The organism is Kribbella sp. ALI-6-A (assembly GCF_001984195.1).
Taxonomy (GTDB): Bacteria; Actinomycetota; Actinomycetes; order Propionibacteriales; family Kribbellaceae; genus Kribbella.
The window spans coordinates 1,255,693-1,277,925 of record NZ_MTQN01000011.1 but is presented as its reverse complement, the minus strand read 5'-3'; the positions used below and the strand labels follow the sequence as shown (position 1 = coordinate 1,277,925).

9 protein-coding genes and 1 tRNA gene are annotated in these 22,233 nt (G+C 71.4%); 4 read left to right on the top strand and 6 right to left on the bottom strand.

Going from position 1 to position 22,233, the window contains the following annotated elements:
* Nucleotides 1-8: 8 nt before the first annotated feature.
* The 4 genes from BWI15_RS26440 to aceE all read right to left on the bottom strand — a co-directional run bounded on the left by BWI15_RS26440 (nt 9) and on the right by aceE (nt 6,253).
* On the bottom strand, nt 9-530 hold the full coding sequence (locus tag BWI15_RS26440) for a GNAT family N-acetyltransferase (RefSeq protein WP_077017119.1): 522 nt from the start codon (nt 528-530) through the stop codon (nt 9-11).
* A 43-nt stretch (nt 531-573) separates the two neighbouring features.
* Complete coding sequence (locus BWI15_RS26435) at nt 574-2,208, bottom strand: helix-turn-helix transcriptional regulator (RefSeq protein ID WP_077017118.1); 1,635 nt, start codon at nt 2,206-2,208, stop codon at nt 574-576.
* Between the two features lie 42 nt (nt 2,209-2,250).
* On the bottom strand, nt 2,251-3,354 hold the full coding sequence (locus tag BWI15_RS26430) for a flavin-containing monooxygenase (RefSeq protein WP_077017117.1): 1,104 nt from the start codon (nt 3,352-3,354) through the stop codon (nt 2,251-2,253).
* A gap of 169 nt (nt 3,355-3,523) precedes the next feature.
* A complete protein-coding gene (gene aceE, locus BWI15_RS26425; RefSeq protein ID WP_237771472.1) occupies nt 3,524-6,253 on the bottom strand; it encodes a pyruvate dehydrogenase (acetyl-transferring), homodimeric type in 2,730 nt (909 codons plus the stop codon).
* Between the two features lie 316 nt (nt 6,254-6,569).
* On the opposite strand from aceE, the gene BWI15_RS26420 reads away from it, so the two are divergent.
* From BWI15_RS26420 to BWI15_RS26405, 4 genes are all read left to right on the top strand, one after another.
* Nucleotides 6,570-7,016 (top strand): DUF3052 domain-containing protein, encoded by a 447-nt coding sequence (locus tag BWI15_RS26420; RefSeq protein WP_077017115.1) that lies wholly within the window; start codon nt 6,570-6,572, stop codon nt 7,014-7,016.
* Nucleotides 7,013-7,492 (top strand): peroxiredoxin, encoded by a 480-nt coding sequence (locus BWI15_RS26415; protein ID WP_077017114.1) that lies wholly within the window; start codon nt 7,013-7,015, stop codon nt 7,490-7,492. The genes BWI15_RS26420 and BWI15_RS26415 overlap by 4 nt, the downstream gene beginning before the upstream one ends.
* 14 nt (nt 7,493-7,506) lie before the next feature.
* Nucleotides 7,507-7,578: transfer RNA gene (locus tag BWI15_RS26410), tRNA-Val, on the top strand.
* Between the two features lie 614 nt (nt 7,579-8,192).
* Nucleotides 8,193-20,135, top strand: coding sequence for a hybrid non-ribosomal peptide synthetase/type I polyketide synthase (locus BWI15_RS26405; RefSeq protein WP_077017113.1), 11,943 nt, complete (start codon nt 8,193-8,195; stop codon nt 20,133-20,135).
* A gap of 271 nt (nt 20,136-20,406) precedes the next feature.
* Here BWI15_RS26405 and BWI15_RS26400 read toward each other — a convergent pair whose 3' ends face one another.
* Together BWI15_RS26400 and BWI15_RS26395 are read right to left on the bottom strand one after the other, a co-directional pair.
* Nucleotides 20,407-20,949, bottom strand: coding sequence for a hypothetical protein (locus BWI15_RS26400; RefSeq protein WP_077017112.1), 543 nt, complete (start codon nt 20,947-20,949; stop codon nt 20,407-20,409).
* A 366-nt stretch (nt 20,950-21,315) separates the two neighbouring features.
* Nucleotides 21,316-22,230, bottom strand: a complete 915-nt coding sequence (locus BWI15_RS26395; RefSeq protein WP_077017111.1) for an ROK family protein — start codon at nt 22,228-22,230, stop codon at nt 21,316-21,318.
* Between the last annotated feature and the right edge of the window lie 3 nt (nt 22,231-22,233).

Sequence of the window (22,233 nt, the reverse complement as noted above, 5' to 3'; positions counted from 1 at the left end):
CCCGGGGGTCAGAGCGCGATCCAGTACCGCCGGGTGATGCCGAGCCAGGTCTCGCGGACGTCCTCCAGGACACCGCCGTTGCGCTCGATCGTCCGGGCCGACGCGAGGTTGCCGTCGTCACAGGTGACCAGCACGCGGTCGAGACCCCGAGCGCGAGCCCGGTCGAGGACGGCGCCGAGCGCCCACGACGCCAGTCCGCGCCCGCGCGCCGACGGCCGGACGCCGTACCCGATGTGTCCGCCACCGTCGAGCAGCTTCTCGTTCAGCCGGTACCGCAGCGTGATCGCTCCGGCGTAGTTGCCGTCGTCAACGATCCACCAGTACGCCGCGGGCACGCGACCAGGTGCGAGCTCGCGGGTCTCGTCACCCTCCGCCTTCAGTCGCTCGATCCAGGCGGTGAAACCCTCGACCGTGCCGACCTCGTCGGTCTCGTGCAGCCCGGAGCCGTGCTGGGGCTGCGCACCCCACTCACGCGAGGACTCCAGCCAGGAGTCGCGCAAGGCCATGGTCGGTTCGATCAGCTCAGGCATGACCAGAGCCTAGATCGGCACCGGCAGCGAGGCGCACCGAATTTCAGAGCAGGTTGTGCTCCCGGGCGCTGGCGACCGCCGCTGTGCGCGACGGGACCGCGAGCTTGCCGAAGATGTTCGACAGGTGCCGGGCGACCGTCTTGTCGCTGAGCACGAGGCGCTGGGCGATCTCCGTGTTGCTGTGGCCGTCGGCAACCAAACGCAGGACCTCGAGCTCGCGCGGGGTGAGGCCACCCGCGCTCGGGCGGTGCAGCAGGCGCCCGGTGTCCTCGCGACAGCTCACCGCGCCGAGCTCGGAGAAGGTCTGGAACGCGGCGGTCAGCTCGGCCGTCGCCGAGTCCTCGTCCCCGAGCCCCCGGAACGCCCGCCCGACCAGCACCCGGGCCCGCGCAACCTCGTACGGCGCTTGCAGGTCGCTCCAGAGCCGGTTGGCCAGCCGCGCCTGCGGCAGCGCGCGGTCGGGATCGCCGACCGCCAGGGCGACCAGCCCGGTGCCGTACGCCGCCATCGCGCGCAGGCCGGTGCAGCCGAAGGCCGCCGCGATCTCGGTCAGTTCGCTCCCGGCCCGCTCGGCTTCGTCGTGACACTCGCCGGCCACCAGGATCTCCACCGCCGCGGGCAGCAGCCGGGCGCGTTGGACCGGGCCGGGCGTCTCGGCGAGCAGGCGGCGGATCGCCGCGAGGGCGGCCGGCGTACGGCCCCGGGCTAGCCACAGCAGGGCCAGACCGGGCTGGGGCTCGTGGCCGAAGCCAGAGGCCTGCTCGTAGGAGGTCTCGGCCCGGGCCAGGTCACCGCGGATGCGCAGGACGTCGCCCTGCTCGCTCAGGGCGAGTCCTGCCGCGGCCTGGGAGCGCGAGGCGGCGTACCGGCGGCAGGCGAGCTCAAACTCCTCCAGCGCTTCGGTGAACGCGCCCCGCAGCCGCAGGATCTGCCCCCGGTGCACGGCGCACTGTCCGGTGAACGGGACGAGGTCGGGCTGGCTGTCGCACCATCGGGTCAGCGCGCTGGTCCAGGCCGACGCGCGACCGAAGTCCAGCACCTCCTGGCAGGCCTCGATCATCGCGCAGTAGACGTTGCCCGCGAAGATCGGGGACAGCTCGCCGGCCGCGACCGCGACCATCGCCTCGTCGAGCAGCGTTAGTCCGTCGGGGACCCGGCCCGCATAGATCAGCAGGCGGCCCTGGCAGACCAGACCCTGAGCCACCAGGTCGTCGTTGCTGAACCGGCGGCCCAGATCGGTCATCTCGGTGCCGACCCGCAACGCGCCGGCGAAGTCCTGCCGGTCGAGGCACCGGAAGAAGTCGTGGATCAGCAGGTAGCCACGCTCGACCACATCGGCGGGCTGGCCGGCCAGCAGGCGCTGCGCCCGGGCGACCCAGCCACTGGCGACCGCCGCCTCGCCGCGGACGTTCAGGACGAGTCCGAGCCAGAAGGCGAACCTGATCGCCCGCAGCGTGTCACCGCGCTCGATGCCCGCCTGGTAACCACGCTGGAGGGCCCGGATGCAGGCGTCGTCGTCCCCGGCCAAGTACGCCGCGGTGGCCAGGGACAGCAGGTCGTCCGGGGTCAGCTCGTCGGGCTCCTGGTCGCCGACGGTCGACAGTCGCTGGTAGGCGGCGGTCCAGTCCCGCCGTTCGAACGCCTGCCGCGCCTGCTCGAGATCGTCGACGATGCCCATCGCGCAGTCCTCCCCTTCCGCCGACAATACGCGCGCGCGGCCTCATCCGGCAGCGACGGTGCGAGGTCTGCGCGCCCGGGCGGCGATGCGCTCGGCGACGTACTCGGCGTCCCGGCCGACGCCCGGCAGCGTCATCGAGGTGAACGCGAATTGGAACGACAGGCCGCAGAAGAACAACCCCGGCGCTGCCGGTACGACGCCCCGCGACTCCTCGGGCCAGCCGTCCGCGCCGATCACCGGGAGATCGATCCAGTCGAACACCTGACGGAACCCGGTGCACCACACCACGTTGGCGACGTCGAGCACCCGGCCGCCGTCGAGCAGCGGCCGCCCGTCCTGTACGCCGACGACCCGCTCGGGCACCCGCTCGACGCCCCGGGTCAGCAGGTCCTCGCGCTTCACCCGGAGCGCGGGACCGCCGTGGTAGCGGACCTCCCGCAGTTCCTTGCGGCCCATCGGAGTCCGCCGGGTGAGCAGGTGGCTGCCGACGAACAGGAACACCGGGAAGAAGAGCCGAGCGCCCTTCTTCTCCAGCCGGACCGGGATCTGGCCCGGGTCCCGGCCGCAGAGCACGGTCGGATGGGTCAGCGCCACCTCGTACGCGATGTCCGTGCCCGAGTGGGAGCCGCCGACTACGAGCACCGGCCCGTCCTTGAGCTGGCTGGGCCGGCGGTACTCGCTGGAGTGCAGTTGCCGGATCGCCGGGTCCACGTCGACCGCGAAGTCGGGCAGGTACGGCGTCCGGCCGAAGGTGCCGGTGGCAACCACGACGTTGTCGGCCAGGATGCGGCGATCGCCCGTGGTCACGACGAAGCCGCCGTCGCCCGACCGTTCGAGCCGGTCGACCGTGGTGCTGGTCCGGACCGGCAGCTCGAAGTGGGCGGCGTACGACTCCAGGTAGTCGGCGACCTCGTCCTTCGTCGGGTACGACCAGCCGTCGCCGGGGAAGCGCAGGCCGGGCAGCCCGTCGTACCGGCGCGGCGTGTAGAGCCGCAGGGTGTCCCACTGGGCCCGCCAGTTGTCGCCGATCCGGGCGTTGGCGTCGAGCACGACGCACTGCCGCCCCCGCTTGTGCAGGTGGTGGGCGGTGGCCAGTCCGGCCTGCCCGGCGCCGATGATGACCGTCTCGATCTGTTCGGTGAACATGTCCGTCTCCGCTCGTCGTGGAAGGTCCTTCGACGCTAGGAGCGCGGGGCCCGCGGCCGCGTCGGACGATCTACCCAACTCGCGCGCGGCCGCGGCTACGTGGTTTGTCGTAGACGCGCGAAGGGCCGCCCACCTGGTCGGTGGACGGCCCCTGGCTCGGACGTCGGCGTCAGGCGCCGGCGCCCTCCTGCTTCACGCCGGCGACCGCGGTCGGGTCGTCGATGCGGTACTTGCGGGCAGCCTCGGCGGCCACCTCGCGCTTGACGTCACCGCGCTTGGCCAGGATCTCCAGCGTGGCGACCACGATCGACTCGGCGTCGACGTGGAAGTGCCGGCGCGCGGCCGCACGGGTGTCGGCCAGACCCCAGCCGTCGGTGCCGAGCGAGGTGTAGTCGTTCGGGACCCAGCGGGAGATCTGGTCCTGGACCGACCGCATGAAGTCGCTGACCGCGACGACCGGGCCCTTGGTGTCCTTCAGCTGCTCGGTGACGAACGGAACCCGCTCGTCCTCGTCCGGGTGCAGCAGGTTGTGCTCCTCCGCGGCGATCGCGTCCCGGCGCAGCTCGTTCCAGGAGGTCACCGACCAGACGTCGGCGGCCACCGAGTACTCGTCGGCGAGGATCTGCTGGGCCTTGCGCACCCACGGCAGCGCCACACCGGAGGCCAGCAGCTGCACACGCGGCGCGTCGTCCTCGGTCGCCTGCCCCTCGCTGAAGCGGTACATGCCCTTGAGCAGTGCCGCGACGTCGAGGTTCTCCGGCTCGGCCGGCTGCGGAACCGGCTCGTTGTAGACGGTCAGGTAGTAGAAGACGTCCTCGCCGAACGGCTTGTCCTTGTCCAGGCCGTAGCCGTACATCCGGCGCAGCCCGTCCTTGACGATGTGCGCGACCTCGTAGGCGAAACCGGGGTCGTAGTGCACCGCCGCCGGGTTGGTCGAGGCGAGCAGCGGGGAGTGCCCGTCGGCGTGCTGCAGGCCCTCACCGGTCAGCGTCGTCCGGCCGGCCGTGGCGCCGATCAGGAAGCCCCGGCCGAGCTGGTCGCCGAGCGCCCAGAGCGAGTCGCCGGTGCGCTGGAACCCGAACATCGAGTAGAAGATGTAGAACGGGATCATCGGCTCGCCGTGCGTCGCGTACGCCGTACCGGCCGCGATCATCGAGCCCATCGCGCCGGCCTCGCTGATGCCCTCGTGCAGCAGCTGGCCCTGCTGGGACTCCTTCCACGACAGCAGCAGCGCGCGGTCCACGGCCTCGTAGTTCTGCCCGTGCGGCGAATAGATCTTGGCCGTCGGGAACATCGAGTCCATGCCGAACGTGCGGTACTCGTCCGGGGCGATCGGCACGATCCGGTCGCCGATCTCCGGGTCCTTCATCAGGTCGCGGAACAGCCGGACCAGCGCCATCGTGGTGGCCACCGGGGTCTTCTCGCTGCCCTTGCTGAGCGGCGCGTAGACCTTGTTGTCGGGCAGCTTCAGCGACGTCTTCGGGGCCACCCGCCGCTCGGGCAGGAAACCGCCGAGCTGCCGGCGCCGCTCCATCATGTACTGGTACTCCGGCGAGTCGGTGCCGGGGTGGAAGTACGGCGGGTTGTAGGCGTCCTCGAGGTCCTTGTCCTCGATCGGCAGATAGAGCCGGTCGCGGAAGGCCTTCAGGTCGTCCGAGGTCAGCTTCTTCATCTGGTGGGTCGCGTTGCGGCCCTCCAGCGCCTCGATCGTCCAGCCCTTGATGGTCTGGGCCAGGATGACCGTCGGCTGGCCGACGTGCTCCTTGGCGCTCTTGAACGCGGCGTACACCTTGCGGTAGTCGTGACCGCCGCGGGGCAGCTTGCGCAGGTCCTCGTCGGACAGGTTGCTGACCATCTGGCGCAGCCGCTGGTCGCCGCCGAAGAAGTTGTTGCGGATGTACTCGCCGGACTCGACCGAGTAGGTCTGGAACTGGCCGTCCGGGGTGGTGTTCATCTTGTTCACCAGCGCGCCGTCGTGGTCCTGCGCCAGCAGCGCGTCCCACTCGCGGCCCCAGATCACCTTGATCACGTTCCAGCCGGCGCCGCGGAAGAACGCCTCCAGCTCCTGGATGACCTTGCCGTTGCCGCGGACCGGTCCGTCCAGCTGCTGCAGGTTGCAGTTGATCACGAAGGTGAGGTTGTCGAGCTCCTCGCGGGCGGCCAGGCCGATCGCGCCGAGCGACTCCGGCTCGCCCATCTCGCCGTCACCGAGGAACGTCCAGACGTGCTGGTCGCTGGTGTCCTTGATGCCGCGGTGGTGCAGGTACCGGTTGAACCGGGCCTGGTAGATCGAGTCCAGCGCCGCCAGCCCCATCGAGACCGTCGGGTACTCCCAGAAGTCCGGCATCAGCCGCGGGTGCGGGTACGACGACAGGCCCTGGTGGGCACCCCGGGAGACCTCCTGGCGGAAGCCGTCCAGCTGGTCCGTGGTCAGCCGGCCCTCGAGGAACGCGCGCGCGTAGATGCCCGGCGAGGCGTGGCCCTGGATGAAGATCTGGTCGCCACCGCCCGGGTGGTCCTTGCCGCGGAAGAAGTGGTTGAACCCGACCTCGTACAGGCTGGCCGCCGACTGGTAGGTGGCGATGTGACCGCCGACCTCGAGGCCCTTGCGGTTGGCCTTGCTCACCATCACCGCGGCGTTCCACCGGATGAAGGCCCGGATCCGCCGCTCGATGTGCTCGTCGCCGGGGAACCACGGCTCGCGCTCGGGCGGGATCGAGTTGATGTAGTCGGTGCTGCGCAGCGCCGGCACGCCGACCTGCCGCTCCCGGGCCCGCTCGATCAGCTTGAGCATCAGGTAACGCGCGCGCGACTTGCCCCGCTCGTCCAGCACGGCGTCGAGCGATTCGACCCACTCACGAGTTTCGTCGGGGTCGATGTCGGGGAGCTGGGTCGGCATCCCCTCGGTGATGATGGCTGGTGGTTCGTGTCCGGAAGCCACGGTGTCCTGCCGTTCTGTCTAGTCGATCCTGCCAAGCACTAGTCGGTACTCCTAGCAATCCTGTCACCTGTTCGGAATGCGTTCTACTTTGCGTCCCTTCCCGGGCAGGATCCGGCCTCCGGAGGGCAGTCGGAGCGGACACGCACGGTCCACGGCACGCGGATACCGGACACGTCACGGAACCCTCGTGCATACTTGCGCGACGCGGTAGGCCACGATGGACTACTGCTACTGACGCCTACCCCCGGGCCCCGGGGACGACGGAGGAGGACACGTGAGCGCGACCGCGGACCACGCGGACGGCAAGAGCGGCGAGCCGAACATGGCGAGCCGGCTCGGCCTGGAGAGCGGCTGGGTCGTCCAGGAGCTCGGCTACGACGAGGACTGCGACGACGCACTGCGCGACGCCATCCAGGAGACGACCGGCGAGGAATTCGTCGGCGAGGACACCGATGACGTCGTGGACGTCGTGCTGCTGTGGTTCCGGGACGGTGACGGCGATCTCGTGGACGCGCTGTTCGACGTCCTGACCGACCTCAAGGCCGGGGGCGTGGTGTGGCTGCTGACCCCGAAGGTGGGCCGGGAGGGCTACGTCGACGCCAGCGACATCGCCGAGGCAGCACCCACCGCCGGACTGGCCACGACCAGCAGCCTGACGGTGACCGATGACTGGTCCGCCACCAAACTGGTGATGCCGAAGTCGCCACGGGTCAAGAAGTGAGCCCCGCTGCCGCCCTCCTGGTCGGCAGCGAGGCACCGGACTTCACCACACGGACGCAGCACGGCGAGCCGTGGCGCCTGTCCTCTCTTCGGGGTGGGCGGCCGGTCGTCGTGGTGTTCTACCCGTACGCCTTCAGCCGGGTCTGCACGAGTGAGCTGGAGGCGCTGCGGGACCGCCCCGACCTGCTCAGCGCGGCCGAGTTCGTCGGGGTGTCCTGCGACCCCATGTTCACCTTGCGCGCGTACGCCGAGTCCGCGCGGCTGGACTTCGCTCTGCTGAGCGACTTCTGGCCGCATGGGGCGATCGCGTCGGCGTACGGGGTGTTCGACGTGGAGCGCGGTCACGCGCTGCGGGGGACCTTCGTGATCGACGCCGAGGGCGTGGTGCGGTGGTCCGTGGTCAACGACGTGCCCGACGCCCGCGACCCCGACGACTACGCCCGCGCGTTGTCCGAACTGGTCCCCGGACTCGGGTAAACTGCGTCGCTCCCGGGTGCTTAGCTCAGCGGTAGAGCGCTTCCCTTACAAGGAAGATGTCGGGGGTTCGATCCCCTCAGCACCCACCCTTTCCGCACCGACGGCGACTTCCCGCCAGTTGGTGGTTCGGCCGTATCCGATCGGGCCGACGCTCGTTGTCTCCTGTGTCAGGGGGCGGCGAAATTCTTAACCGTCAGCTGCCGAGAACGGACTCCTCCGGCCCACCCGCCGGCTGGTAGGGTTCACGGCTGTCGGTCGGCGCGCTGAGGCACCGCCGCCCGGCCGCAACGGGGCCAGTTCTGTCGGTGAGAGCGAGACGGGTGTGCCCTGAGCCCGGCTCCGTCCAGTTGGGGAGGCGCGTGTCCGTGGGTCGCCGACTAGGCGCCGCTGAGGTCCACAGCCGTACCCAGCCTGCATCCCCGTCACCCCGCCTGGTGACCAGCACGCGGCCGACGCGCCCGTACGCCGCAAACCCCGCGCGGGCGACCGCCGGATCCTCGCGTCCCGCCACGACCTGCCTCGCGTCCTCCGTTCTCCCTCGCCTGCACCCGATTGCCCACGGCACCGGGGAGGGGGCGGTCGCCAGGCCGCTCCGCCTGGCGGCAGCCTCCGTCTCCTCCGCTTTCCCTGACCCGCACCCGACCGCCGGCCTGCGGCAGGCGTACGGCGTACTGGACGACTCCGGCGACGGGCCCGCGGCGTGGTGAGGAACGGCGCGGACCGGCCGGCGATCAGCACCGGACCGGCCCTGATGATCCCGGCCGGCTATCCCCGCGACCTGCCCAGCGCGCTGCTGCGCGCGGCCCGCGACTTCGGCACCGCCGGCGTCGTCGAGATCGGCCCGGACGGCCGCGAGACCCGCCTGGACTTCCCGACCCTGCTCGAGCTGGCCGCCCGGATCCTGGCCGGCCTGCGCGCCAACGGCGTCCGCGCCGGCGACCCCGCCGTCGTGCACTGCACCGAACCGGTCGGCTTCTTCGCCGCGTTCTGGGCCTGCACCCTCGGCGGCATCCGCCCGCTGCTGATCTCCCCGTCCCCGGCCGGCGACCGCTCCGAGGAAGGCCGCGAACGCCTCCGCAAGGTCACCGAGCTGCTCGGCTGGACCGTGCTGATCGGCCGCCCCAGCGACCTGCCCGACGACCTCGGCCTGCCGGTCCTCGACCCCGACGCGCTGGCCGGCCACGAGCCGACGTCCGACTTCCACCGCCCGGCCGCGGACGACGTCGCCGTACTGATGATGTCGTCCGGCAGCAGCACCGGTACGCCGAAGATCACCCAGCTCACCCACCGCGGACTGGTCGAGTTCGCCGCCGGTACGCCGGCCATGCTGCCGGTCCGCCCCGGCCAGGTCACGCTCAACTGGCTCCCGCTCGACCAGAGCGGCGCGTTCCTGCTCTACCACCTGCTGCCCGTGTTCACCGGCTGCACCAACATTCACGTGAACACCGGCTGGGTGCTGTCCGACCCGCTGCGCTGGCTCGACCTGATGGACCAGCACCGGGTCAACCACTCCTGGTCGCCGAACTTCGGCTACCGGCTCGTCACCACCGCGATCTCCGGCGAGCCCGACCGCCACTGGGACCTGTCCGCCCTGCGCAGCCTGGTCAGCGGCGGCGAGCAGATCACCGTGCCGGTGATGAGCGAGTTCCTGCGCCTGACCAACCGCTTCGGCGTCGTACCGGAAACCTTCGTCGCCGCGTGGGGCATGACCGAGACCGTCACCGGCATCACCTTCGCCCGGCCGGGCCTCACCCCGAACGTGCACCGCGTCCGGATCCCCCCGACCGGCGTCGTCGAATGGGTCGACCAGGCCACCGCGTCCGGCAAGGTGGCCGTCGCCCGCCCCGGCAAGCCCCGCGTCGACGACCCCGGCGTACTGAGCCTGGTGTCAGTGGGAGCCCCCGCCCCCGGTACGACGGTCCGCATCGTCGGCCCCAACGGCGCCGTCCTGCCCGAAGGCCGGATCGGCCAGCTCCAGGTCGCCTCGGCCCGAGTCACCCCCGGCTACCTCGGCAACCCCGAGGCCGACCGCGCCGCGTTCCCGGTCGGCAACTGGCCGGCCCGCAAGTGGCTGGCGACCGGCGACCAGGCGTTCATCGCCGGCGGCCAGGTCGTCATCACCGGCCGCGACAGCGAACGCATCGTCCTGAACGGCGAGAACCACTACGCCCACGAAATCGAGGCCGTCGCGGGCAGCGTCCCCGGCGCCCCCGAGGGCTTGATCGCGGCTTGCGGAGTCGCCGACAGCACCACCGGCACCGACCGCCTGGTCATCTTCTACGCCGCCGTACCGGAGAACCGCCCCGACCTCGACGAGGCCATCAACCGCGCGCTGTTCGACCGTTTGGGCCTGGCCGCCCAGGTGGTCGCCGTCCCGCGCCACCAGTTCCCGACCACACCCGGCGGCAAGATCCTCCGCCCGCTGCTCAAGCAGCGCTGGATCGAGAACAGCTTCGACCAGTCCCGCCCTCTCCGCCCGGCTGCTCCGGCCGCCGACGCCCTCGACAGCGCGACCGCGCCGCCGACGTTCGAGGAGGACCCGGCCGAGCGCACGATGGAGCTCCCGGTCGTGCGGCTGGCGTGGCGGCGCGAGATCAAGGACTCGATCCCGAAGCCGCCTGAGCGCCCGACGCTCGGGGCGAACCGGGAGCCGTCGTACGCGGAAGCGGACGAGCCCCAGTCTTCCGCCGAGCCGACGCCGGTGGTCGCGATGGACGAGCTGCCGCAGGAGTCGTCGTACGACGAACTGGCGGGCGATCCGGAGGCTGCTCCTGCCGAGCCGACGTCGGAGGTCCAAGCCGACGAGCTCGACGCGTCGCCGTCGGGGACGGACGTCGATCAACACTTGCCCGCGTCGTCCTCCGTGGACGCGCTGTCGTCCGAGTCGGTCCCAGCCGATGCGTTGTCGTCCGAGTCGATCCCAGCCGATGCGCTGTCGTCCGAGTCGATCCCAGCCGAAGCACAGTCCTCCGAGTCCCCAGCCGACGCGCTGTCGTCCGAGTCGATCCCAGCCGACGCGCGGTCCTCCGAGTCGACCTCAGCCGACGCGCGCCCTTCCCAGGAAATCCAAGCCGACGCGCTCTCGCCAGACGCGACCCCCGCCGGCGCGCTTCCGCAGTCCGGCGTAGACGAGCCCGCCGCCGAGACGCCGACGCCGACGCCGACGCCGAACAATCTTCTGTCTGAGGCAGCCCGCACCGACGCGCTGTCGCCCGAAGCCGCGCCCACTGACGCGCGGTCGCCCGAGGCGGCGCCCGCCGATGCGCTCGTGTCCGACGCATCTCCTGCCGATGCGCAGCCGGCCGCGGAGTCGGGTGCGGACGAAGCTTCCGACGAGGCGGCTCCATCCGAGAGCCCGGCGGCCGAGGCGGCGTCGCCCGAGGCGTCCACCGATAACCTCTTGCTCGAGGCGACTCCCTCCGACCCGCTCGCTTCCGACGCAACTCCCTCCGACGCGCTGTCGTCCGCAGAGTCGCGTGCTGACGTGGTCTCCGACGAGGCGCCCTCGGTCGAAGCCCTTGCGACCGAAGTACCACCGGACGAGGCCCTCCCACCCGAGGCGTCCACCGACGACTTCTCAGCAGAGGCGTCCGCCGAGGACCTCTCACCCGAGGCGGCTCCGGCCGATTCGCTCGCCGGTGACGCAACTCCCGCAGATGCGCGTTCGGCGGCAGTGTCGGGTGCGGAAGTGCCTTCCGACGAGGCCCCGGCTGAGCACCGGGCGCCCGAGGTGACGCCGGACGCAGCTCTCTCGGCCGAGGCGTCCACCGACCTTTCGCCCGAGGCGGCCCCCGCTGCCGCGCCCCAGTCCGCGACGCCCCGTACGACGGGGTCGCCCGCCGAAGTGGTCGGGGCTGAGGAATCGACGGCCGAGCAGCTGACGACCGACGGCGAACTGGTTTCCGACCGCGTCCCCACAGCCGACGACGCCCCCCGGACTGCTGACGCGCAGATCTCCGACCCGGCGTCTTCCACCGACGCGGCGCCGGCGCACGACGCGCGGGTCGCCGAAACCGCGTCTTCGAGCGACACGGCGCCGACGGACGACGTACAGATCGCCGAGTCGGTGCCGTCCACCGACGAGGCAGTGACGGACGACGCGCGGGTCTCCGAAACCGCGTCTTCGAGCGACACGGCACCGGCGGACGAGGTACAGATCGCCGAGTCGGCGCCTTCCGCCGACGGGGCAGTGGCGGACGACGCGCGGGTCGCCGCGGCAGCGCTTTCCACCGAAGGGGCACCGGCGGACGAGGCGGAGGTCGACACCTCTGCGTCGCCCGCCAACGTGCTGACGGAAGAGCCCTCGATGTCGGCCGACACTCTGTCCGCGGAGTCGTCGGCGACCGAGCAGCGCTCCGACGCCGTTGCCCCGCTCGCCGACAACGACGCCGCGACCGGCGACGCGCGGGAAGAGGATGACGAGCAGCCGACTCAGATTCTGTCGGCTCGTGACGTGCTGTCTTTGGAGTCTCCCGCCGGTCAGCGCGCCGACAGCGGCGACGTGCAGGAAGCGGACGACGAGCCGACTCAGATCCTGTCGACCCGCGACGTGCTGTCGTCGGAGACCTCGTCGGCCGAAGCGGTCGAGTCCATCGACGCCGTCCCGCCGACGGACGACGAACTGTCGCAAGCGGACTCCCTTCCGTCTGACGCCGCGTCGCTTGCAGATGTCCGCCCGGCGGACCGTTCATCCGCCGAATTGCCGGCGCACGCCGACGTACCGCTCAACGCCGATGCTCCGTCGCCGGGCGATGTACCCCAGCCGGACGCCTCGCAGCCGACGGTGCCTGCGGCAACTACCGAAGCACCACCGGCCGAACGTTCTGCGGACGCACTGACGGCCGAGTCCTCGGCGGACGCGGACGCTGACGCACCGACTGCCGAGTCTTCGGCGGACGGCAACTCGCTGGCTGCCGAGTCCTCGGCCGACGTGACGGCGACCGAGCCCTCCGCAGGTGCCGACGTACCGGTGGTTGAGTCGTCGGGCGATGGCGACGTGCCGACGGTTGAACCCTCGGCCGACGACCGCGAACTCGCGGACGAGTCCTCGACGCACGCCGACGACCGGTCTACCGAGCCCGCAACCACCGAAGCGGCCGCTGTCACCGACGAAGCCTCGTCGGCAGAAACATCGCAGCCGGACGACGGGCAACAGTCCGAGGTGCGGGCGACCGACGTTGCCCCGAACGCGGAGGACGTTCAGCCGACTGCCGACGATGACCGGCCGATCGCCGCCGAAGCAGCAGCCACCGATGACCTTGAGCCGGTCGCCACCGACGTTGACCCGGCGGTGGGCGATGCGCGGCCGAGCGCTGAGGATTCTCAGCAGGCTGCGGTGGTTGATCCGGCGAGTGCCGACGTGGTCGCGTCGGAGGCGGATACCGACGGGCCGGACTCTGAGGTCGCCCAGCAGGGTGTCGATGACGTCCCGGCTGACGGTGATGCGGTCCGGCCGATGGTGGACGGCGACGCGCCGAATGCGGAGATTGCTCAGCAGGTTGTTGGAGATGGCTCGGCGGACGGCGGTGTGGTCGCGCCGCTGGACGGCGACAGGCCGGGCGGTGAAGTTGCCTCGCAAGCTGAGGATGAGGCCCCGGCTGGCGACGATCTCGCCGCACGGACCGCGGACGACGTCCCGGCCGCGGGCGCGGATACGCCGCAGGCGGAGGATGTGCGATCGGCTAAGTTGCGGGCCGCTGAGTCTGCGGCGAGCGACGAGGTTCCGGCGGTTGAGGTCGAGGCAGTTGCGGACGACGTTCCAGAGACAGCGGACGGCGTACGGGCGGCCGATGAGCAGATCCCAACGGTTGGAGACGCATCGGCCGGCGAGGTCGTGTCTGGCTCGGACGTTGTGGCGTCTTCGAGTACCGGCGCACCGGATGTCGAGGACCCGCGGTCGGCAGTGGCCGAGAGTGCGCCCGCAGCTGAGGATTCGCCGGTCGAGGTCGAGACGGCTGACGAAGATCAGACGGGCATCGACGGGACTCCGTCCGACGCGGATGCTTCGGCGACGGCGGAAGACGTTCGACGGGCCGCGGGGGATGTCCAGCAGAGTGCGCAGAGCTTGGCGGCGACCGATGAAGGCGTGCGCACAGCGGAGTCGCCGACGGTTGGCGAGGCAGTGTCGGAGCAGACGCCGAGTGTCTCGGGCGATGCTGGTGATCTGACCGAAGAGCGGGCAGGCGAGGACGCTGCGTCGGGCGAGGAGCCGCGATCCACCGCGGGTGACGCTGATGAAGCGGTGGCTGCCGAGGCTGAGGACGAGTCGCTTGCAGATGACGTCGCGTCTGCCGATGTGGATGAGTCCGCTGGGGACGGTGAGCCCGCCGACGAGGTGGACGGGGCCAACGCCGCGGAAGACGCAGGCATCGCAAAGGACACCGCGGAGGCTGTGACCGCGCCGCTCGTGGCGGCGCCGACGCTTGCGGCTGCTCTGCCTACCGCGCCGGCTGGGCAGCCGGATGCCGAGGTAGCAGCCGGCCCCGACGAGGCTGCGTTCGTGGCGGCCGAATCCGGTACGCCGGGGGCACCGGCAGAGCCCACGGCTCGACGTCACGTCGGTGAAGACCCAGCCCGTCAAACCGACGTCTCCGTGATGGAGCTGGCGCCGGCACCTGCAGTCAAGGGCACCAGGAGCGCAGCCCACGCCGGCCGCGGAACAGCATCCGGCCAAGTAGCCGAGCCCATCGCCGTGATCGGTCTCGCGGCTCGGTTGCCCGGGGCAACAGGACTCGACCAGTTCTGGGACAACCTCGTCAACGGCGTCGAGAGTCTGCGGCGGTTCTCCCCGGAGGAACTGCGCAGCGTCGGCGACGCCGAAGCATTCGGAGACGACGAACTCGTCGCGGTAAGTGGTGCGCTCGACGACGTGGAGTCGTTCGACGCGGCCTTCTTCGGACTGAGCGCGCGCGAGGCCGAGCTGACCGACCCGGCGCAGCGACTGTTCCTGGAGGTTTGCCAGCAGGCGCTCGAGCACGGCGGGCACGCGGGATCATCCAGCCGGATCGGCGTGTTCGCCGGGTCCGGAATGAACCTGTACTCCCAAGGCGCGCAGCCGGGGGAGAACCTCGCGACCCGCGTGGCCTACCGGCTGGGGCTGACCGGCCCCGCGATCGGCGTACAAGCTGCTTGGTCTTCGTCGTTGGTCGCGGTGCATCTGGCGTGCCAGGCGCTGCGCAGTGGGGACGCCGACCTGGCGCTCGCCGGCGCGGCCGCCGTTCATGTGCCGCAGGCAACGGGTTACCACGCCAGCCCGGAGTCGATCCTCTCGCCGACCGGGCACATCCGGGCGTTCGACGCGGACGCGGACGGGACCGTCGGCGGCAACGGGGTCGCGGCCGTGCTGCTGAAGCGGCTCGATCAGGCGATCGCCGACGGCGACACCGTGTACGCCGTGATCCGCGGCTCGGCCGTCAGTGAAGGCGATCAAGTCGAGCTGGTCGAGCGGGCGCTGGAGAAGTCCGGCGTACCGGCCGAGTCGATCAGCTACGTCGAGGCCAGCGCGTCCGGTACGGCGGACGCCGACGCGGCCGAGTTCCGTGCCCTGAGCAACGCTTTGCGCAAGCACACCGACAAGGTCGGTTTCTGCACGATCGGCTCGGTCAAGCCGAACATCGGCCACCTCGCCAGCGCCGCAGGCATGGCCGGGTTGATCAAGACGATCCTGATGCTGCAGCACCGCACGCTCGTGCCGACGATCAACTACGCCCGGCCCAATCCCGCGCTCCCGCTGGCCAACGGCCCGTTCGTGATCGGCACCGAGGTCCGCGCCTGGGAGTCCGGTACGCCGTTGCGCGCCGGCGTCAGCGCACTCGATGCCCGCGGCACCAGTGCGCACGTGATCCTCGAGGAGGCACCGCGCCAGATCCGCCGCGGCGACGACGGACCCGTCGTACTGGCGTTGTCCGCGCCCGACCCGCACGGCCTGAGCGAGCTGGCCGAACTGTTCCGCGCCGACCTCGAGATCGGCACCGGCCACCGCTTGATCGACCTGGCCGGTACGGCGGCGCTCGGTCGCCCGGCGCACCGGCACCGGATCGCGGTCGCGGGCTCGTCGGAGCAGGAACTCGCGGAGGCCCTCGGCTCGGCGATCCCGGCGGAGGTGCCGCGCGGCGGACCAGGTCCGCTCGGGTACGCCTTCACCGGCCAAGGCGCCGCGCGACGCGGAATGGCGGCCGGCCTCGCGGCCCGGTTCCCGGTGTTCCGCTCGGTGCTCGACGAGTGCGACAAGGTGTACGCCGAGGAGTTCGGCGGCAGCCTGCTCGACCTCCTGCTCACTCCCGCGAGCGGGAGCGAAGGCGTCTGGCCGACCGAGACCGCACAGCCGGCGCTCTTCGCGTTCGAGCTGGCGCTGGCGCGACTGTGGGAGTCGTTCGGCGTCCGGCCCGCGCTGGTCGTCGGGCACAGCGTCGGTGAATACGCCGCCCTGTGCGTGGCCGGCGCGTTGTCGACCGCTGACGGCGTTCGCCTCACCGCGAAGCGCGGCCAGCTGATGCAGCGCGGAACGGTGCCGGGAGCAATGGTTTCCGTACGCGCCGATGCGGACCGGGTCCGCGAACTGGCCAAGACGCCCGGCGTGGAAGTTGCTGCCGGCAATGGTCCGCAGTCGTTCGTACTGGCCGGGTCCGAGGTGATCGTCGGGCAGCTGGCCGAACAGCTGGACCGGTTGGACGTGTCCTGGCAGCGGCTGGACGTCGATCGCGCGTTCCACAGCTCGCTGGTGGAGCCGATCCTGTCCGACTTCGCCGAGTTCGTTGCCACGATCAAGCTCCGGCCGCTGCGGACGCCGATGGTGTCGTCGTGGTCGGGTGATCTGCTGGAGAGCGGGACGAAGCTCGACGAGGACTACCTGGTCGGGCAGTTGCGGCAGCCGGTGCAGTTCGGCGACGCGGTCGAGGCGTTGACCGCGGCCGGGTGCCGGCGGTTCCTCGAGCTCGGCCCGGACGCCGTACTGTCGCCGGCCGGCCGGCGGATCGCGCCGAACAGCACGTGGATCCCGGCCCAGCGGCTCGGCCAGGATCCGGTGCTGGCGACGATGAACGGGCTGGCCGAGCTGTACCTGCAGGGCACGGAGATCAACTGGGCCAAGGTGTACGCCGACGGTGGCCGCGTGCCGCTGCCGACGTACCCGTTCCGGCGGGTGCACTACCCGGTCGACGCGTTCGCTCGTTCGGCGGAGGCGGCCGCGAAGGCGGCGCGGCTGGAGGATACGGAACCGGTCGACGACCTGCGTCCGGTCGAGCGGACCAGCGGTGCGCTCAAGCGGATCCCGCTGGACCCGCCGAGCCGGCCGAAGGCGACCGAGCAGACCGAGCCCGAGCCCGAGACGACCGAGGAGTCGCCGTTCGCGATCCCGGCCGACGACGTCGACCGGGTCGTGGTGCCGGACACGGCGGCCGTGGTCGACGAGCACGTCGACGTGGAGGCGACAGGGTCTGCCCAGAACGTTGCTTTGGGCAACGAGGCTCCGCAGAGCGAGCCCGAGGCGACCGAGCAGCGCGCCGACGAGTCCGGGTACGCCGCGGCCGCCGACCCCGAGGTGGTCGCCGAGCGGTACCGCGAGTCGCTGGATCTGGTGCTCGACCTGACCAGCGAGCAGCTCGGCCTCGATCCGTACGACGTGACGGTGGACCACTCGTTCGCCGAGCTCGGCGCGGATGCCGCCCTGATGCAGCGGGTGGTCGACGCCGTGCAGCGCAAGTTCGACGTCGAGGTCAAGGCCGAGGCGTTGTTCGAGGACCTGATCACGCCGCACAAGCTGGCCTCGGCCGTCGCGGCGAAGACCCCGCCGTCGGCGTTCACGTCGAGGCGCAAGCAGACCACGCTGAAGCCGGCGCGGATCAAGGTCCTGCCGGAGCACCCGAAGAAGGAGCAGCCGAGCTCGCGCACGGCCCTGGCGGTGCTCGGGTCGGGGCTCGCCGACCTGGCCGCGAAGGTCGACGCCGCGGCGGCCGCCACCAGCGAGGCCGATCTGCCGGGCTCGGGCATGGCCGCGTTGATGTCGCAGCAGTTGCGGGTCGCGAGTCAGTTGGTCGAGGGCGTCACAAAGCTGATGCACGAGCAGTTGGCGCTGCTGGGCGAGGTACCGGCCCCGCCGGCCCAGCAACAGCGCGGTCAGGACGAACCCGGCCCGGACGAGGACGGCCCCGACCAGGGCGGCACGCTCCGAGGCGGCCCGAACCCCGGCGGACCGAACCGCGGCGGCCCCGCAAGGAGCGGCCCGGCGCAGAACGATGCGCCCGACGAGCACGCGGGTTCTGACCCGACGCAAACCGGCGCGGCACCAGGCGCGCCGGCCAACCCGCCGCTGACTCATCTCGATCAAGCCGAGCCAGGAAGCGCCGCATCCGTCCTGGACGAGGCAACCGGAACCACCACGCCCCAAGACCCCGAACAAGCCGAGGCCGAACGAGCCCGCCAGCGCGCAGCAGTCGACTACTGGCAGGCCGCCCTCAGCGGCGCCCAGCCACTGGTCCTGCCGGCCGACCGCGCAAGGCCCGAAGCAGCGGCCGGCACCGCCGTCCTCGTGCACGAGGTGGACGCAGGCCTCGGCGAGGCCGTGTTCGCGTTCAGCCGCCAGCGACGGGTCAGCCCGTTGATGACGATGCTCGCCGCGGTCGGCACCGTGCTGGGCCGGTTCGCCGCACAGGACGACATCACCATCGGCGCCGCCGCGCTGCGCAGCCAGGAGCCGACGCCGCTGCCGTTGCGCATCGACCTGTCCGGCGAACCCGACCTCGGCGAGCTGGCGCAACGGGTGCGCGAGGCAACCACCGGCGCGTTCGACCACGCCGGCGCCGACCTCGCCGTACTCGAGCAGGACCCGCTCTACCAGGTCCTCGTCGTCTTCGAACCGACCACCGACGAGCTGCCGGTCGGCCTCGACCTCCGGCTCACCCTCGCCAATCACGCCCAGGGCATCACCTGTACGGCGGACTACCGCGCCGGCCTGTTCGACGAGTCGACGATCAAGCGCCTGCTCGACTACCTCGAGGCCGTCCTGCGCCGCGCGGTCGCCCAGCCGGCGACGACGCTGCCCGACCTGATGCTGCCGATCGAGTCCGACCGCATCGCCCTGCGCGAGCTCGAAGGCGCGGCCCCGGAGACCGGACCAATTGGCCGGGTCGGTCGCAACGCGGTCGTCAGCGGCGAGCTGAGCGGCCTGCACACGTTGTTCGAGCAGCAGGTCGCCCGTACGCCGGACGCGATCGCGCTCATCCAGAGCGACCGCGAGATCTCGTACGCCGAACTCGACCGGCGCGCGAACGCCGTCGCGTGGCAGCTGGTCGACCTCGGCGTGAAGCCCGGTCAGCTGGTCGCCGTCCGAGTCGCGCGGGGCGCCGAGCTGGTGGTCGGCGTACTGGCGGTGCTGAAGTCCGGCGCGGCGTACCTGCCGCTCGATCCTGGTGTGCCGGAGTCGCGCTGGGCGTTCATGACCGCGGACGCCGGAGCGGTCGCGCTGGTCGGTGACGACGCGGCGCTGGCGGACCGGCTCGGGCTGCGGCTCGTCCCGGTCGCGTCCGGGGACGGCGACGTCCGGGCCCGGCAGGCGCCGCCGGTCAACGCCGCGGCCGACGACGTTGCCTACTGCATCTACACGTCGGGCTCGACCGGCAACCCTAAGGGCGTCGCGGTCCCGCACCGCGGCCCGGTGAACCTGATCCGGCACTACCTGCGGACCCGGTCGTCGCTGCGCACGCTGCAGTGGACGTCGTTCGGGTTCGACGTGCACGTACAGGAGATGTTCACCGCGCTCGCGTCCGGCGCCGCGCTGGTGCTGATCGGCGAGGACGACCGGTACGATCCCGACGCGGTGGTCGCGGCGCTGACCGAGCACGGCATCGAGCGGCTGTTCATGACGTTCACGCCGCTGACCGCGCTGCTCGCGACGATGGAGGAGATGCCGAAGCTGCCGGCGCTGCGGGAGATCGTGGCCGGCGGCGAGGCGATGGTGCTGACGCACGGGATCCGCGACTTCCTCGCCGCGCACCCCGACTGCGTGCTGTTCAACGAGTACGGGCCGACCGAGGCGTCGATCGTCACCACGATCCACCAGGTCGACCCGGCCGACGACCGGCCGTCGATCGGGCGGCCGATCGACGGGGTCGTCGTTCGCTTGCTGGACGAGGCGCTACGGCCGGTCCCCGTCGGCGCGGTCGGCGAGATCCACCTCGGCGGCGTGGCCGTGGCCCAGGGGTACGTCGGGCGGCCGGACGAGACGATGACGGCGTTCGTCGCCGATCCGTCGACACCGGGCAGCCGGCTGTACCGGACCCGCGACCTCGGACGCTGGCGGCCGGACGGCACCCTCGACTACCTCGGCCGGGTCGACGACCAGGTCAAGATCCGCGGCCACCGGGTCGAGCCGGGGGAGACCGAGCACGTGCTCGCCGACCTGGACGGGGTGATCGACGCGGTCGTCGTGGCGTGCGTGAATCCGGCCGGCGACACCTGCCTGATCGGGTACGTCGTACTCGAGGACGAGGACCCGGCGGTGCTGGCGCGGCTGATGCTGGAGCTCACCAAGGAACTGCCGATCTATCTGGTGCCGGCGGATCTGATCCCGATCGAGGATCTGCCGCTGGACGCCGCGGGCAAGCTCGACCGGCGTCGTCTTCCCGAGCCGGAGTGGTTGCAGGCCTGACCTTCGGGCTCGTGGGCTCCGCCCACCTCGCCCTCGGAAAGGGCTGGAGGCATCCAGCACCTCAGTCTCGCCTGAGGGTGGACCTGCCAGCCAACCCATCGCCGATTCGGCGCAGTCCGCTGCGCCGAAGCCCCGCCCGGTGTCCTCCCGGCGGGCGGGTTTTCACCCGGGGACTTCGGTTCTGCACCGTGGACGGGGGTGTGGTTCCCCGGTGGCCGCCCTCCCCGCGGTCACCGGCCCACCGTCCGCGGTGCAGAACCCGCGTCGATCCTCATCCCTCCCGAGGATCGATCGCACTCACCGCTTGTCGCCGCAGCAGCGCGTAGGCGCTGATCACGCAGACGAGCAGCGAGTAGACGGCCCAGACAGATCCGACGTGGCCGAGCTCGTTCCCGTTCCCCCGGGAGCCGAGCGCGATCACGGCGGTGACCGCGACGAGAGCGATCAGTGGGCCGGTCCAGCCCAGCACGCCCATCCGCACCGGCTCCTCGGACGCGGACCGGTCGTCCGGGTCGAGTACGGCGGTGACGGCGTGTCCCCGGAGGGACTCGTGCAGGGCCGCGACGCCGCACGCGGCGGCGACGTTCAGCAGCAGCAGGCGGTCGGAGACCGCGGCGACCGGTGTCCCGGCGACGGTGCCGTACACCACGGCGTACACATCGACCGGAACCGTCGCGGCGGCGGCGCCGACGACAACCAGCTGGAACAGCCGCGGACGGCGGACCGAGGCCCGGACGCGGCCGTGCGCGCTGGTGGTCACGACGACCAGCGCGGTGAAGAACAAGGCGAAGACGACAAGTACGGCAACGTCCATCAACACCAGTTCCTCGGGTCGAGCATTGCCCTGGGCAACGCTGGTGGACGTGCGTACGACTGCGTTTCCCGCGGGTGTGGCGGAGAGTCGCCTCTCCGCCGCACCCACAAGTGGTCAATCCCTGGCATGCAGGCCCCCCTGACTGCCCTTGGATGACGTGCCCCCACCCCATCCATCCGTTGCATCGGGTGGAACGGGGTCGCCGTTACAGACTTTTCGGCATTGGGTAAAAATTGCCCAAAATTGCGCGCGGAATCCGTTTCTGCGCGCCACTTGTGTGCGTTAGGGCTGCAGCCGGTGCCGCGACCGTCACGCCGGGTTCCGTCGGACTGTCCGACAGAATTCAATTACCGCCGGGGCGACAGCTCAGACGGCCGCCCAGGCCAGCCGGGCGGCGCCGAGCAGGCCGGCGTTGGCGAGCTGGGCGGGCTCGACGGTCAGAGCGGTGACGAAGGGCAGCTGGGCCAGGCGCTTCACCCACCGGCCGACCGGGTCGAACAGGACCGGGCCGGCCTTCGCGACACCGCCACCGATCACGACGGTGGTGAGATCGACGGTGACGGCGGTCGCGACGATGCCTGCGGCAAGGGCCTGCGCGCCGTCGTCGAAGATCGCGAGGGCGATCTCGTCGCCGGCCGCGGCGTCCGCCGACAGCACGGCGGCGTCGACCTGCTGGTCGGGGCGCCAGCCGCGCCGCTGGGCCCGGGCGACCATCCGGGGACCGCTGGCATAGGTCTCGACGCAGCCGAACGAGCCGCAGGCGCACGCCTCGCCGTCCAGGTCGACCACCATGTGCCCCAGATGCGCCGCGTTGCCGGATTGGCCGAGCAAGGGCTTGCCGTCGACAACGATCCCGGCGCCGACGCCGGTCGAGACGACGATGCCGAGCAGTGTGTCGACCGCGCGGCCCGCACCGGTCCAGGACTCGCCGAGCGCGAAGCAGTGCCCGTCGACGCCGAGCTCGACCGGTACGTCGCCGACCAGGGCGCGGACGCGGTCGACCAGCGGGAAGTCCCGCCAGCCGGTGATGTTCACCGGGGAGACGAGACCGTGGGTGAGGTCGAGCGGCCCGGCCGAGCCGATGCCGACCGCGATCGGCGTACTGCCGTCCACCACCCGCGCGACCAGTTCGGCGAGCGCGGCGAAGACCTGGTCGGCGTCACCCGAGGGGGTGAGGATCCGGTCCTCGGTGCGGATCGTCCCGTCGGCCGCCACCAGCGCGGCGGCCATCTTGGTGCCGCCGATGTCGATGCCGAGAACGGTCGCTGACTCGTCGCTCATGAT